The organism is Kordiimonas aquimaris (assembly GCF_025574485.1).
Lineage (GTDB): Bacteria > Pseudomonadota > Alphaproteobacteria > Sphingomonadales > Kordiimonadaceae > Kordiimonas > Kordiimonas aquimaris.
Genome location: NZ_JAOBPO010000001.1, coordinates 1101885 through 1115873, shown reverse-complemented (window position 1 = coordinate 1115873; position 13989 = coordinate 1101885). Strand labels below are relative to the sequence as shown.

The 13989-nt window shown below is 45.5% G+C and carries 13 protein-coding genes and 1 pseudogene; 4 read left to right on the top strand and 10 right to left on the bottom strand.

Features of this window, described 5'->3' with window-relative positions:
• Positions 1–179 precede the first annotated feature (179 nt).
• Positions 180–1157, top strand: a complete 978-nt coding sequence (locus OEU88_RS05290) for a carbon-nitrogen hydrolase family protein (RefSeq protein WP_262694072.1) — start codon at positions 180–182, stop codon at positions 1155–1157.
• 8 nt (positions 1158–1165) lie between these two features.
• Here the strand turns inward: OEU88_RS05290 and OEU88_RS05285 are convergent, their stop codons facing one another.
• From OEU88_RS05285 to OEU88_RS05270, 4 genes are all read right to left on the bottom strand, one after another.
• Entirely contained in the window at positions 1166–1672 is a 507-nt protein-coding gene (locus tag OEU88_RS05285) for a VOC family protein (protein ID WP_262694071.1), read from the bottom strand.
• A gap of 93 nt (positions 1673–1765) precedes the next feature.
• On the bottom strand, positions 1766–2236 hold the full coding sequence (locus OEU88_RS05280) for a YHS domain-containing (seleno)protein (protein WP_394805232.1): 471 nt from the start codon (positions 2234–2236) through the stop codon (positions 1766–1768).
• Between the two features lie 145 nt (positions 2237–2381).
• On the bottom strand, positions 2382–3617 hold the full coding sequence (locus tag OEU88_RS05275) for a CaiB/BaiF CoA transferase family protein (RefSeq protein WP_262694069.1): 1236 nt from the start codon (positions 3615–3617) through the stop codon (positions 2382–2384).
• A 9-nt stretch (positions 3618–3626) separates the two neighbouring features.
• Positions 3627–4847 (bottom strand): acyl-CoA dehydrogenase, encoded by a 1221-nt coding sequence (locus tag OEU88_RS05270; RefSeq protein WP_262694068.1) that lies wholly within the window; start codon positions 4845–4847, stop codon positions 3627–3629.
• A gap of 68 nt (positions 4848–4915) precedes the next feature.
• Here OEU88_RS05270 and OEU88_RS05265 point away from each other — a divergent pair, with 68 nt between their 5' ends.
• A complete protein-coding gene (locus tag OEU88_RS05265; RefSeq protein WP_262694067.1) occupies positions 4916–5788 on the top strand; it encodes a LysR substrate-binding domain-containing protein in 873 nt (290 codons plus the stop codon).
• Between the two features lie 8 nt (positions 5789–5796).
• On the opposite strand, the gene OEU88_RS05260 is transcribed toward OEU88_RS05265, so the two are convergent.
• The 3 genes from OEU88_RS05260 to OEU88_RS05250 form a co-directional block, all read right to left on the bottom strand.
• The gene (locus OEU88_RS05260) at positions 5797–6498 is read right to left on the bottom strand and encodes an ATP-binding protein (protein ID WP_262694066.1); all 702 of its coding nucleotides are present in this window, start codon (positions 6496–6498) and stop codon (positions 5797–5799) included.
• Positions 6499–6753: 255 nt separating this feature from the next.
• Entirely contained in the window at positions 6754–8838 is a 2085-nt protein-coding gene (locus OEU88_RS05255) for a M13 family metallopeptidase (RefSeq protein ID WP_262694065.1), read from the bottom strand.
• A gap of 220 nt (positions 8839–9058) precedes the next feature.
• The gene (locus OEU88_RS05250) at positions 9059–9886 is read right to left on the bottom strand and encodes a mechanosensitive ion channel family protein (protein ID WP_262694064.1); all 828 of its coding nucleotides are present in this window, start codon (positions 9884–9886) and stop codon (positions 9059–9061) included.
• Between the two features lie 174 nt (positions 9887–10060).
• Between OEU88_RS05250 and OEU88_RS05245 the strand changes: the two genes are divergently transcribed.
• Complete coding sequence (locus tag OEU88_RS05245; RefSeq protein WP_262694063.1) at positions 10061–11143, top strand: DUF2855 family protein; 1083 nt, start codon at positions 10061–10063, stop codon at positions 11141–11143.
• Positions 11144–11153: 10 nt separating this feature from the next.
• Here OEU88_RS05245 and OEU88_RS05240 read toward each other — a convergent pair.
• From OEU88_RS05240 to OEU88_RS05230, 3 genes and pseudogenes are all read right to left on the bottom strand, one after another.
• Positions 11154–11867, bottom strand: a pseudogene (locus OEU88_RS05240) (ABC transporter ATP-binding protein); the annotation flags it as partial.
• Between the two features lie 83 nt (positions 11868–11950).
• Positions 11951–12985 carry a FecCD family ABC transporter permease gene (locus OEU88_RS05235; RefSeq protein ID WP_262694061.1) on the bottom strand — a complete coding sequence of 345 codons (1035 nt, stop codon included), beginning with the start codon at positions 12983–12985 and terminating at the stop codon, positions 11951–11953.
• 99 nt (positions 12986–13084) lie between these two features.
• Positions 13085–13552: an Lrp/AsnC family transcriptional regulator gene (locus tag OEU88_RS05230; RefSeq protein WP_262694060.1), complete on the bottom strand. Its 468-nt coding sequence runs from the start codon at positions 13550–13552 to the stop codon at positions 13085–13087.
• Between the two features lie 129 nt (positions 13553–13681).
• Here OEU88_RS05230 and OEU88_RS05225 point away from each other — a divergent pair, with 129 nt between their 5' ends.
• Positions 13682–13948: a hypothetical protein gene (locus OEU88_RS05225; protein WP_262694059.1), complete on the top strand. Its 267-nt coding sequence runs from the start codon at positions 13682–13684 to the stop codon at positions 13946–13948.
• Positions 13949–13989: the final 41 nt, after the last annotated feature.

Below are 13989 nucleotides of genomic sequence, written 5' to 3'. Positions count from 1 at the left end.
GTGGATAATCCCTAAAGCGCGGCGCAAAATACAGCGCCGCAAATTTTAACAAGCTTGGGTACTTTATTGATTTTGAAAAAATTTTCCACATTCATGTCTAAAAACTTGTTTGAAGGATCAGCATCCGCAACATACTGTGCAAGACAAAGAGAACAAAACCTCCGATGTGAAGTAACGCTATGAAAAAAAAACCAACCATTGCCATAGTACAGGAAGCGCCCGTATTCCTTAATCTTGAAGCAAGCATCGACAAAGCCATTGGGCTAATTGAAAACGCATCTAAAAACGGTGCTGACATTGTCAGTTTTGCAGAGTGTTGGCTGCCCGGCTATCCAGTTTGGCTCGATTTCGCGCCCGAGGCATCTATCTGGGATCATACAGGTGCAAAAACATTATTTCGCATTCTCGCAGAGAACGCCGTAGTAGCAGGCGATCAAAACCTTGCTCGCCTGCAAGAGGTCGCAGACAAAACTGGCACCTATATTGTTATGGGAACACACGAACGGTGCGGTGCAACACTGTACAATACAACCTTTACATTTGCGCCATGCGAGAAGACACCAAAAGCGCACAGAAAGCTTGTACCAACCTACACTGAACGGCTTGTTTGGGGGCGCGGGGATGGTTCCGGCCTACACACAACCACAACCCCGTGGGGTGAACTTGGCAGTTTAATTTGCTGGGAGCATTGGATGCCGCTTGCACGAGCTGCCATGCATGCCAAACGCGAGTTTTTGCATATAGCACAGTGGCCTGTTGTAAAAGAAATGCATCAAGTAGCCAGCCGACATTATGCATTTGAGGGGCGCTGCGCTGTCGCAGCCGCAGGGTCAATCATGACGATTGGTGATATTATGGAAGGTTTCCAATCACTCAACATAAATGAAGCAGATGCAGAGGCTATGCTTGCCTCCATGCCGGGGGAACCGTCAGATTATGTCCATAGTGGCGGTAGTGCCATCATAGCGGCTGACGGCGCATATATTACTGAACCAGTGTTTGAAAAAGCGAGTACACTATTTGGAGAAATTAACCTCAATCAACAAATGGAAGAATGGCAAACGCTTGATACACACGGTCACTACAGCAGACCAGATGTGTTTGAATTGTCTGTTAACACCACGCCGCAGCATGGTGTTGTTTTCGAGGATAAATGATTACGCATCTATTGCTTGATACGGCTTGCCGGCACAATAAACTCGAGGCGATTGCCTGATGGCTCTCGGATCATCATATGTGTGGTAGGGCCATTGCCCAAAAACTCTGGCGCAAACTCAATACGCAAACCATCAACAGACTTAAATTTCTCATGCAACATGTTAAGTGCATCCAAGCTTTCAACAGTGATAGCAAGATGATGCAAGCCAACATTGTTCTTGCGGTTAAAATCATTTGATGTTGCAGGATCAGTAACGCGCCACAGTGTCAAAAACATGTTGCCGTCCGTTACAAATATGGCCGGATAATCCTCTACGCCGCCAGCTTTACGCCAACCCAGAGTATCAATAAAAAACGCAGCAGATGCTTCCAAGTCTTTTACTGCCAAGCCAATGTGGTTAACACCAAGTGTAACCGGCTTCTCTTTATCTTGAGCAGCTACAATTAACGTTGGCGCAAAAAGAAAGAAAACCGCCAACAGCGATCCCAAAAAAGCGGTTCTATAATTAGTCATAAGTTTCCCCATTGTAATTTTATCTGTGAGCAGCGCTTGTGCGTATGCTACCACTATAAAAAAGCCCCGCATGGTTAGCAGGGCTTTTAGTACTTATTCTTCCAGATCAACCGTTTCCGGGTAAAATCTGTCTGCTTTCTCAATAAAGCCAGGAATGTCGACATTCCATTTTTTAGCAACGCTTTTGTCGTAGTTTAGATATAGCTTGCCATCGACAATCTTCCATATCTCAGGGTCTCCGCTTGCCGTGAAACCCCGTGTGCCATTTTCTGCACCGCCCATAGCCCAAGCGCAATAACCACCATATTGAGGTGCATATTTCGCCGGATCAGCGAGGAAAAGGTCCAAATTTTCCTGAGAAGAAAAACGCCACTCAGCGTCCATATATTTTGTTTTGAACTTCTTGCTACCTTTTACAGGCTTGCCTTCTTTAAAATATGCAACAGTGTCATAACCACCAACAGCTTTGCTACTTGTCCAACTTGTATAAATTGGATCTTCGCCTGCAGCAGCTGCATATGTTCCGCCCAAAATCAAAGAAACCGCAATCAAAATACGTTTAATCATTATAATGCCTCTAACCTCTAGTTAAGCCTTGGCAATTGTATATTGCAGGATGTGTTCAAGTGCATATCAAGCACAATAAACCTTTTGTGTACGACTGGTGAAGGCAAGTCAGTCAAGCGAGCCACAAACAAGAATATAACAGCTAAATGCCGCCGTGGTTGTTCAGTTTTTGCACCAGTGCTGCACGTTCAGCAGGGCTAAGTTTTAAAACTTCTTCCAGCACAGCATCTGTGTGTTCACCAAGTTTTGGTGGCGCCAACCGGTATTCGATTTCGGTTTTAGAGAACTTGATAGGATTAGCAATCGTCGGCATCGGCGCTTCACCATTTCGCACTATTTCCTGTGCAAGGCCTCGCGCTTGCACCTGTACATCATCAAAAACACGCTTCATGCCATTAATCGGTCCACCTGGCACATTGTGTTCTTCGAGCAAGCTTATCCACTCATCGGTAGTTCGCCCTATCATGATGTCTTCAATAATTGGAATAAGCGCCGTGCGATTTTTTACGCGGTCAGGGTTTGTCTTAAACCTTTCATCGACAGCCAAGCCATGTTCGCCTGCCGCCTTGCAGAACCGAACAAACTGTCCATCATTACCAATTGCTAAAATTACATGGCCGTCCCTGCTTGCAAACGCCTGATAAGGCACAATACTGATGTGCGCATTACCCATCCGCTTCGGCTCATTACCGGAAACAATATAGCCAAGCGCTTGATTACCCATCACAGATACTTGCGTGTCCAATAGAGACATATCGATGTGTTGTCCTTCGCCAGTTTTATGGCGATGTTGCAGGGCAGCAAGAATACCGATAGCACCGTAAAGGCCTGTGAAAATATCAGCCGTCGCGATCCCAGTTTTTTGTGGACCGCCACCAGGCAAGTCATCACGCTCACCAGTAATGCTCATCATACCACCAAGGCCTTGCACCAGAAAGTCGTAGCCCGGGCGTTCACTGTAAGGGCCGGTTTGTCCAAATCCGGTTATTGAGCAATATATTAAGCCCGGATTGATTTTGCTTAAGGACTTGTAATCAAGACCATATTTCTCAAGACCACCGACTTTAAAGTTTTCAACAACGATATCAGATTCTTGAGCTATACGGCGAATAACCGCCTGCCCTTCAATACCAGTTATATCAATTGCGATTGATCGCTTGTTCCGGTTAGCTGACATATAGTACGCAGCCGTTTGACCTCCGTCAGCATATACATCTTCAAAGAATGGAGGCCCCCATGTACGCGTATCATCGCCAACGCCAGGGCGCTCAACCTTGATAACATCTGCACCCAGGTCAGCCAGGCACTGCGTTGCCCACGGCCCCGCTAATATGCGACTTAAATCGAGTACACGAATTCCGCTGAGAGGCCCTGCCATAAGATGCCCCTAGAAAAACGCCTGCAAACCAGTTTGCGCACGGCCCAGAATAAGTGTGTGTACATCATAGGTACCTTCGTAGGTATTCACTGTTTCCAGATTAACCATATGACGGATCACATGAAATTCATCAGAAATACCGTTTCCACCATGCATATCACGTGACATACGGGCAATATCCAATGCCTTGCCGCAGCTATTACGTTTAATGAGTGAAATGTTTTCTGGCGCAGCTATTCCCGCATCCAACATACGGCCAACACGCAGGCAAGCTTGCAAGCCCAGCGTAATTTCCGTTTGCATATCGGCCAGTTTCTTTTGAATAAGCTGTGTCTGCGCAAGCGGACGCCCAAACTGTTCACGGTCAAGTGTGTATTGCCGGCCTGCGTGCCAACAAAACTCTGCCGCACCAAGTGCACCCCAGGCAATCCCGAAACGTGCCTTATTCAAACAACCAAACGGTCCCGAAAGCCCACTTGCATTCGGCAGCAAATTTTCTTCCGGAACAAACACATTATCCATTACTATTTCGCCAGTAATAGATGCGCGCAGCGACATTTTGCCTTCGATCTTAGGCGTCGAAAAGCCTTCCATGCCACGTTCAAGGACAAACCCGCGAATTTTACCATCAAGCTTGGCCCAAACAACGGCGATATCAGCGATCGGGCTATTGGTAATCCACATTTTATTACCTGTCACACGGTAACCACCATCAACAGCTTCCGCTCTGGTCAGCATACCGCCAGGGTCTGAACCGTGGTTCGGCTCCGTAAGACCAAAACAACCAATCATCTCGCCGCTGGCAAGCTTAGGTAAATACTTCTGCCGTTGCTCTTCAGTTCCATATGCATAAATTGGATGCATCACCAATGACGATTGCACGCTCATAGCAGAGCGATAACCAGAGTCGACCCGCTCAACTTCTCGTGCGATCAACCCATAAGCCACATGGTTAACACCAGCTCCGCCGTATTCTTCAGGGATCGTTGCGCCTAACAGTCCTACCTCGCCAAGCTCTGTCATAATATCGCGGTCGAAAACTTCATGCCGATTGGCTTCCAAAATACGCGGCATCAAATTTGACTGGCAAAAATCAGCAGCACTTGCCTCAATCATGCGTTCTTCTTCGCTAAGTTGCTCAGACAGAAGGAACGGATCTTCCCATTTAAAACTAGCTTTTTGAGACATAATACACCCACCAAGATTATTGATTTCATTAATTTTTTGCATGTATATAAGATTCTAAGGGCAATAAAAAGCGACATTTTGCGATATTATCATTACAAAAAGTAATCAATATGAAACGAAAGCTTCCCAATCTATCTGCACTTGAATGCTTTGATGCTGTCATGAAAACCGGGCATGTCACACAAGCTGCCCATAACCTAAACCTGACACAAAGCGCTGTTAGTAGGCAGATCAAAACACTGGAAAGCTTCGTGCAACAACCGCTTTTCAAACGGCAACAAAAGCGCCTGCTTCCGACAGAAGCCGCCATTGAATACGCAAATGCACTGACGCCCATCTTAGATCAACTTGAGACACAAACACTGAAACTTCTGACATGGAGTGCTTACGACAAGGTTTTGACAGTTGGCTTGTTGCCAACATTTGGTTCCCGTTGGCTAATCCCTAAACTCGGTAGTTTCACAAGCAATAACCCTGATATTCAAATCAATATCGCAACAGGTCTTACCCATGATGACTTCGTCCAAGCCAAAACCGATGTTGCACTGCAATATGGTGACGGCGTCTGGACAGGCTATGTTAGTCACAAAATCCATGAAGAACATGTTGTTGCAGTAGCTGCCCCTGCCCTTATTGAAAGAATGCAGGACGCAAACCTCGATGAATATGACCACTTACACATGCGCACCCGGCCCAGTGCATGGCAATATTGGTTCGATGCCAGAGGTAATCACAAAACAAAACCCAAACAAGGCACACAGTTTGAAAACTTCACCATGATGATTGAAGCTGTGCGCTCAGGCCTGGGAGCCGCTGTTCTGCCGCAAATGTATATCGCAGACGATATTAAAGCAGGCAATCTGCAGGCTCATTTCGGGAAACCTGTTAAAAGCAAGGAAGCGTATTACCTTGTATATGCTGAACATCTTGAAGGTAGCTATAAAGTCAGCGCCTTTCGCAAGTGGATACTAGGGATTTCATAAATTCCACATTAAATGCCCATGATCCTATTTTCATTTTTTTGGGGTATCAAGCTGGGAATAGAAAGACGAAAAGCACTACCTTCTCGGCCAGTGTGTTTTAAAGCAAGTCGCCCGCCCATTTGATGAGCTAATGCAAACACAGTTGGCAAACCATCGCCCTGCTCATTGCCGATATCAATCTTCACCTCACCCGCGCGTTCAGCAAACTGACGTACAACATATTCGTCAAGGCCAACGCCATTGTCTCGAATATCAATTTTCAACGAACTGCTGCGATGGTGTGCAAAAATAGACACCGAGCCATCAGCTTTGTTACCAATAGCCGCATCTGCCGCGTTTTTGACCAGATTAAAAACCACTCTGTATAACCGCTTTTCGCACACCCACTCCGAAAGGTCGGGTGTACAATGAATGAAAAACTGTACTGACTCACCATAGTGATTCTTAAGGCTATCGGTGATTTCTTGTAGAAACTCTGCAACATATATTTCTGTTAAACCATCGTTTGATTTACAGGCGCGGCGCGTATATTTTTCCAATACTTTGCTACAGTGCTCCAATCCTTCTTGAGCAGGTACAGCAATCCGATCTTTCAAAGGCTCAACGCCGCCGCCTGTCACCGCCTCCATCTCTTCAAGAGCAACCAATATATGTTTCATCTTGTGTAGAAGATCATGACTAAGATCTAAAATATCATCCACTTGGTTCATCCCCCAAACTCCTTACTATAACAAAGGTCGTGCTAACTGAGGATCAGGCTTAGTTTTTGATCAGGCTAGTGTCTATAGCCTCGCGGTGCTTTCAACGTATTGTCATTTTAAACCCCAATTATTGAGTTTTTACGCTGAAGCCAGTTGGATATGATCACAGGATATTGAGGTCACGGTGGGTATAAAACACGCCCGAAAAATGAACGTAAAAAAAGGGCCGGAAAAACCGACCCTTAATTGAATAAGTTCTTTATCTTACCAGATGGAAATACGCTCTTCCGGTGGAAGGTAAAGTGCATCGCCTTCCTTCACATCAAATGCTGCATACCATTCATCCATATTACGCACCACGCCGTTTACACGGAATTGACCAGGCGAATGAGGGTCAGCTTTCAGAAGGTTAATTGCAGTTTGCTCGCGTGTTTTACGCTTCCATACCTGTGCCCAAGACAGGAAGAAACGCTGATCGCCGGTTAAACCATCAATCACTGGCGCCTCTTTACCACCAAGTGACAGCTTGTATGCATGGTACGCCATTGAAAGGCCGCCAAGGTCACCGATATTTTCACCAAGCGTGAAACGACCATCAACAAAATGGCCTTCAACAGGTGAAAACTTGTCGTACTGCGCAGCCAGTGCAGCTGTCTTTACGTCAAAGTTTGCACGGTCTTCATCTGTCCACCAGTTGCGCTGGATACCGCGGTAATCCGACTTGGAACCCTGATCATCAAAACCGTGACCCATCTCATGACCAATAACAGCACCGATACCACCATAGTTCACGGCAGGATCTGCTGCTGGGTCAAAGAATGGTGGCTGAAGGATGGCTGCAGGGAAAACAATCTCGTTAAACTGAGGATTATAATAAGCATTAACTGTTTGCGGTGTCATGAACCATTCAGTTTTATCAGTTGGACGGCTAAGTCGTGCAATCTGATCCGCATAGTTAAAGGCACCAATTGATTTTGCGTTGGCAAACAAGTCACCGGCAACAATTTCAATACCTGAAAGGTCACGCCAGTTATCCGGATACGCAATTTTCGGATTGAAGGATGCCAACTTCGCATGAGCTTCTTTCTTGGTGTCCTCACCCATCCAGTCGAGACCGTCAATACGCTCGCCCATGGCTGTGCGCAGGTTTGCAACCAACTCGTTCATTTGCGTTTTAGCTTCAGCAGGGAAGTAACGCTCTACATATACCTGACCGATAGCTTCACCGAGTGCAGCTCTTGCACCAACACGCTGAACACCACGTTTCCAGCGATCTTGTTGCTCCTGCTGACCACGCAGCGCCTTACCGTAGAAATTGAAGTTTGCGGTATCAATCTCTTCAGACAATAGTCCTGCATGATTACTGATGACATGATACGTAAGGTACGCTTTCCAATCGTCCATAGATATGGACTTAATCAGTTCCATTGCCGCAGCAAGTGGTTCCGGATGCGAAACGTTCAAGTTTTGCAAGCCTTCAATGCCGGCAGCAGACAAAAATGCATCCCAATCAAAATCAGCATATTCTGTTTTAAAATCAGCATAACTCATGGGGTTGAAAGTTTTATCGCGGTTACGACGATCCGCACGCGGCCATTGCTTCTCAGCTATCTTCGTTTCCAGCGCAATAATTGCATCGGCCTTAGCGTCAGCATCTTCGACACCAGCAAAACCAAGCATTTCGGCAATGTGCGCTTTGTAAGCTGCGCGCGTTTGCTGGAAACGCTCAGTATCTTCAAGATAGTAATCGCGGTCAGGCAAGCCGATACCACCAATACCCATATTAAGGATATATTCGTCCGGGTTACCGCGGTTAATACCGATATTAGAGCTGATTGGCGAAATCGTATTATCGATACCTTCACGACCAAATGCCTTGATCAGATCGTCCATTGATCCGATAGATGCAATTGCGTCAAGTGTTGGCTGCAATGGTTCAATGCCAAGTGCATTAATCGCTTCTACATTCATATAATTTTTATAGTAGTCACTGATCTTCTGCTCAACGGTACCTTGATCGTATGTACCTTCAGCAAGCTCATCAATAACAGTTTTGGTCCGGTCGCGCGAACGATCCGCCAAAACATTAAAAGCGCCGTAACCAGTACGGTCAGCTGGAATTTCATATGTATCAAGCCAAGCACCGTTAGCCGCCACGAAGAAATCATCTCCCGGCTTGACTGATGCTTTCGCTGAAGTTCGATCTACACCCCATGTTCCCAATTCAGGTGCTTGCGCTGCTTCAACAACAGCCTCTGTTGTATTTGCTGTATCTGCTTGTTGGTTTTCTGAACATGCTGCTGCCAACAAAGCAACAACCGCTACAGACGATCTGAGTATAAGTTTCATAATCGATCCCCCCTTTTTATTTTCCATAATGTCGCCAAAAGGCAATGCTTGCTCATGTTGCTGCTATATATGGGCCAAACACAAGAATAACCTAGCTACAACAAAAATCACCGCGCACGGTATAAGAACCACGCGCGGTGTCAATATTGAGATCGATCATATCTTAGTGTTTTTAACTAAAATTCAGACCAGGCTTACAATCTATAAACGGCATAACCCCTTATGCTGTCATGTTGTAAACAGACCGGCATGGGTAAGGAATACTAATGCCCTTAGCGTCAAACGCTTCTTTGGTTGTCTTCAGCAAATCCCAGCTAAGCTGCCAGTAATCACCTGATGCACACCAAACTCGAACCATGATGTTCACAGAACTATCGCCAAGTTCCGTTACAGCAACAACTGAGGCTGGATTCTTAAGACAGCGCTCATCAGCCGCTAAAACATCTTTAATAACCTGCATCGCATCATCAATATTATCATCGTATCCAATGCCGAAGACCAGCTGAATACGACGCGTATCATGGAAGCTGTAATTGTTAATCGAGCTACCCCAAACTGAATTATTTGGAATAATAACGCGCACGTTATCCCCGGTATCAAGCATGGTGGTGAACAAGGAAATTGAGTGAACAACACCTGCTTCACCTGCAACCTCTACAAAGTTACCAACCTTGAACGGACGGAAGATCAACAACATTACCCCGGCAGCCAGATTTGACATTGTGCCCTGAAGTGCAAGACCAATAGCAAGACCAGCAGCACCAAGAATGGCAACAAGACTTGTTGTTTCAACACCAAACTGATCAAGAAGAGCAATGCCGGTAAAGATAATGACAACATACTTACCAACGTTAGACAGGAACGAAGAAACTGTCGCATCGACCTTGTTACTTTTGGCAAACAGTGCCGTTAGGCGGCGCTCCACAAACCCTGCAAGCCACAGGCCAATAATGAGTACGATGAAAGCGCTGAGCAAAACCAAACCTGCGTCAATTCCCTGAGAGACCAACTCATCCCAGTTAATTGAATCGTCGTTTAAGAAATCCATTTTATAACCCTTAATATTATACCTCGGCCCCGGCTTTCTATTGGATAAGCCAAAATGTGTCCCAAAGACAATGCTTATGTCCGTTAAACATCAAAAAATGTTTGTTTATTGTGCTCTTTGATTTCAATCATGTGCGCCCTACATTCTAGGTAAATCAACCATAGGGGACACATAATGACTTCAGCCGAATTACTTGTTGACCGATCCGATATCAGCAAAACACATTTCAATGAAGCTTGTTCTGCGACATCGACAGAATTGAAACCCGGTGAAGTTCGCCTCGCTATTGAACGATTTGCGTTCACAGCAAACAACATCACATACGCCGCCTTTGGTGACGCAATGAAATATTGGAACTTCTTCCCTGCCAAAGAAGGCATGGGCAGTGTTCCTGTATGGGGATTTGCAACAGTTGCTGAAAGTACAATTGAAGGCATTAAGGTAGGCGAAAAATTGTACGGCTATTACCCTATGTCGAGCCACCTTATTATTTCTCCGGCAAAGGTATCTCCTGCAGGATTCTTCGATAGCAAAGCACACCGAGCAGAACTTAGCCCTATTTACAATTATTATACACGGACCGATGTCGACCCCGGCTATACAGCCGATACTGAAGAAGTTCAGATGTTATTCAGGCCACTTTTTACCACATCGTTCCTTATTGATGATTTTCTAGAGGACAATGGTTTCTTTGACAGTATTCAAGTCGTATTATCCAGCGCATCTTCCAAAACCGCATATGGTTTGGCCTTCCAGCTGGCAAAACGAGAAAATATTACTGTTGTTGGCTTAACCTCCCCAAGCAATGCAGCTTTTGTCGAAAGCATGGACCTGTACGACGTTGTTGTAGGATACGACCAAATAACCACACTAAACGCTGACATACCAACTGTATTTGTCGATATGGCCGGTAACGCAGACGTAAGAGCAACCGTACATAATCATTTCACTGACAACCTAAAATACAGCTGCTCTGTTGGTGCTTCACACTGGGATAAAATGGGTAACACCTCGGAATTACCCGGTGCTAAACCCATATTGTTTTTTGCCCCCGCTCAGGCGCAAAAACGCTCATCAGAGCTAGGTTCAGAGGGCTTTCAGGCACGTGTGGGCGAAGCATGGATATCATTTGCTGGTAAGGCCGTTGATTGGGTTGATGTAATTGAACAAAACGGTGAAAATGCTATCACTGATGTATACAAAAACACACTAGAAGGAACAGCAAAGCCGCGTGAGGGTTACATTCTCGGCTTTTAAATTCAGAAAGCTAGCCAGCATTGCTCAAGGTGGGCACAACATAGCTTGTGCCCCCTTCAGACCAACGCACAGAACCAACACGAAATACGCTTTGTAACAAGCCGTCACTTAAAACATCGTCCGGTTTTCCGTCCGCAACAATCCTGCCAGCATCAATAACAATCAGGCGGTCACAAAATTGCTGCGCTAAGTTTAAGTCATGCATCACAACCACCACACCACAGTGGTCGCTTACTTGTTGCTTTAGCAATGAAGTCATCTGAAGTTGATAATGAGGGTCAAGCGAAGCGGCGGGTTCATCGGCCAACAGGAAGGGCGCGCCAACTGAAATTGCCCGCGCGAGCATCACTCGTGCGCGCTCCCCGCCAGAAAGGCTGGTCACCAAACGACTGGCAAATTCAGATATACCGGTTCGCTCCATTGCTGTGTCGACAATTGTTTTGTCCTGAGGCGATAAATCACGCCAAGGGTGCCTGTGTGGCATCCGACCCAGTTCAACAATACTGCGAACAGTCATTGGCCAATGTGCAAGCGCTCCTTGCGCCAAATATCCAAAGTAGCGCGACCGCTCTTTAATTGTCATCGCAGCAAGACATTGACCGTTAACAATCACATCACCAGAATCAGGTAATACAAGCCCGAGTAACGCGCGCAACAATGTCGTTTTACCAGCACCATTCGGGCCTATCAGGCCAACACACTCACCAGGTTTGATAGTCACTGAGACATCATCAAGGATTTGCTTTTGATCAATTGAAAGACTAAGGCCTGACACCGACAAAGCCGGTGTGTTTTTTGCGGTAATATTCATCGCATTTCCGACCGGGTTTTAAGCACAACATACAAGAACATCGGGGCACCAATAATGCCCATTACGACACCTAGTCTCAACTGACCCTGCCCAAACGGAAGGCGCGTGAGTATATCAGCAATCATGATTAATATAGCGCCCATTAATCCGCTCGGCACTAATACGCGCTTGGGTTCATGACCAACCATGGTTCTGGCAAAATGCGGCACCACAAGGCCAACAAAACCAATTGCACCCGCAACAGCAACCATTGCACCAACCGAAAAAGCAACGCCACCGACAATACGCAAGCGTAAACGTTTCAGATTTACGCCCAGACTCTGTGCAGTTTCCTCACCTAAACCCAAGGCATTTAGGCTATTTCCAACTCCTAAAACCAACACTAAACCTACAAGCACAAATGGTAACGATAGATAAAGGTCATTAAATCCTCGATTTTCAAGTGACCCCATCATCCACAAGATCATTTCCTGCAATGTCATTGGTTGCGGCGCAAAGTTCATCACAAGAGAAATACCGGCAGCTGCTATGCTGGAAATACCAACACCGGCTAATATCAATGTCAAAATACTTGTATCCCGCGATGCAATTACAGCCAAAACTACGGTTGCCAATAACGCAAACATAATCGCTGCAATAGGAACAGCAAAAGGCGAATAAACGCTAAGTCCAAAGTAAATAGCCACCACCGCCCCCAAACTTGCCGAGGCAGAAACACCAATCACACCCGGGTCTGCAAGTGGATTACGCAGTAAACCTTGCAGCAACGCACCTGCATATCCCAGCACGGCGCCACAAATACCGCCCAGTAATATGCGAGGTAATCGCAATTCTTGCACAATAATATTGATGGCTGTGGTTTCCTGCCCGAACAAACCGCCAATTACTTGCGAGAATGTAAGTGAAACCTGACCAAACATGCTGGCCGTGAAGCCAACAACTATAATACCGAACGCGAGTACAATGTTTAACGCCTTGTAAGATATGACTTGATGATTAACCATCTGTCTTAGGGCTTTCAATTTACGCATAAAGCGCACAAGTTAGCTGCCGTGCAATTAGCTCAAGCATGACATAACTCAGTTCAAACATGTCCAGCAATAAATTACTATACTTTAGTCAATGGATAACTAACGCGATGACGGCACTGTCAGTTCTGTTGTGGATTTTACTGCGGTTAATGCAATGGAAGAATTAATCTCTCTAATGCCTTCAATTTGGGATAACCGATTCCAAAAAAAGTCCTCATACGCCTTCACGTTTTTGACCAGTACCTTTAACAAGAAATCTATATCGCCCATCAAGGTGTGGCATTCCATAACTTCGGGAAAGTTTTGAACTTTCGTAATAAATCCTGGTAAACTATCCCTGTTTTGCGCCTGCATCTTCACATGAGCAAAAACCATGACATCAAGTCCCACCTTGGTTTCATCAATTAAGACAGTTTGCTTTTTTATAACACCGTCTTCTTCCAGTCGCTGGATGCGTCGCCATACAACCGACCTGCTAGAGTTTACCTTATCAGCCAGGTCCGCCATCGAAATGCGCGCATCTTTTTGCATGAAACGTAATATCTGTATATCAAGCTCATCTAGCATGAGAAATTATCCCGCTTTAATATAAAATATAGAATATATTCCCATACTTGAGCTTATATAGTCAACATTAGGGCACCTTTTCCTCTCAAATCAACATAACCTCCTGCTTCATCGCTAAAGGAGGCCATTATGGTTATGCTAGGTAAATCACGCACACTTTTTTCTATTCAGGCCAAATCTGAGGCGAGTACTCTCGCGAGAGTATTAGAGCTATTCATTATCCGCGGTATTTTTTATGACACAATGTCAGCCAAAAAAACCGAAGATGGCATGCAATGGATAAGCCTGCTTTGCTGCGATGTCGAAGATCAAAATGCAGATGCTTTGCTCAATAAAATCAGGCAGATAGTAACCGTGCAAGCAGCTCAAGTTGAAACAACAATCTTGTCTGCTTAAAACGTTTCCGTGAATGCATTAAAGTGTGCCTCTGTTAAACT

Excerpts from the sequence above, each read along its gene's own strand:
- OEU88_RS05290 (WP_262694072.1), top strand. The coding sequence starts at position 180 with ATGAAAAAAAAACCAACCATTGCCATAGTACAGGAAGCGCCCGTATTC.
- OEU88_RS05285 (WP_262694071.1), bottom strand. The coding sequence starts at position 1,672 with ATGACTAATTATAGAACCGCTTTTTTGGGATCGCTGTTGGCGGTTTTC.
- OEU88_RS05275 (WP_262694069.1), bottom strand. The coding sequence starts at position 3,617 with ATGGCAGGGCCTCTCAGCGGAATTCGTGTACTCGATTTAAGTCGCATA.
- OEU88_RS05270 (WP_262694068.1), bottom strand. The coding sequence starts at position 4,847 with ATGCAAAAAATTAATGAAATCAATAATCTTGGTGGGTGTATTATGTCT.
- OEU88_RS05265 (WP_262694067.1), top strand. The coding sequence starts at position 4,916 with ATGAAACGAAAGCTTCCCAATCTATCTGCACTTGAATGCTTTGATGCT.
- OEU88_RS05260 (WP_262694066.1), bottom strand. The coding sequence starts at position 6,498 with ATGAACCAAGTGGATGATATTTTAGATCTTAGTCATGATCTTCTACAC.
- OEU88_RS05255 (WP_262694065.1), bottom strand. The coding sequence starts at position 8,838 with ATGAAACTTATACTCAGATCGTCTGTAGCGGTTGTTGCTTTGTTGGCA.
- OEU88_RS05250 (WP_262694064.1), bottom strand. The coding sequence starts at position 9,886 with ATGGATTTCTTAAACGACGATTCAATTAACTGGGATGAGTTGGTCTCT.
- OEU88_RS05245 (WP_262694063.1), top strand. The coding sequence starts at position 10,061 with ATGACTTCAGCCGAATTACTTGTTGACCGATCCGATATCAGCAAAACA.
- OEU88_RS05235 (WP_262694061.1), bottom strand. The coding sequence starts at position 12,985 with ATGCGTAAATTGAAAGCCCTAAGACAGATGGTTAATCATCAAGTCATA.
- OEU88_RS05230 (WP_262694060.1), bottom strand. The coding sequence starts at position 13,552 with ATGCTAGATGAGCTTGATATACAGATATTACGTTTCATGCAAAAAGAT.
- OEU88_RS05225 (WP_262694059.1), top strand. The coding sequence starts at position 13,682 with ATGGTTATGCTAGGTAAATCACGCACACTTTTTTCTATTCAGGCCAAA.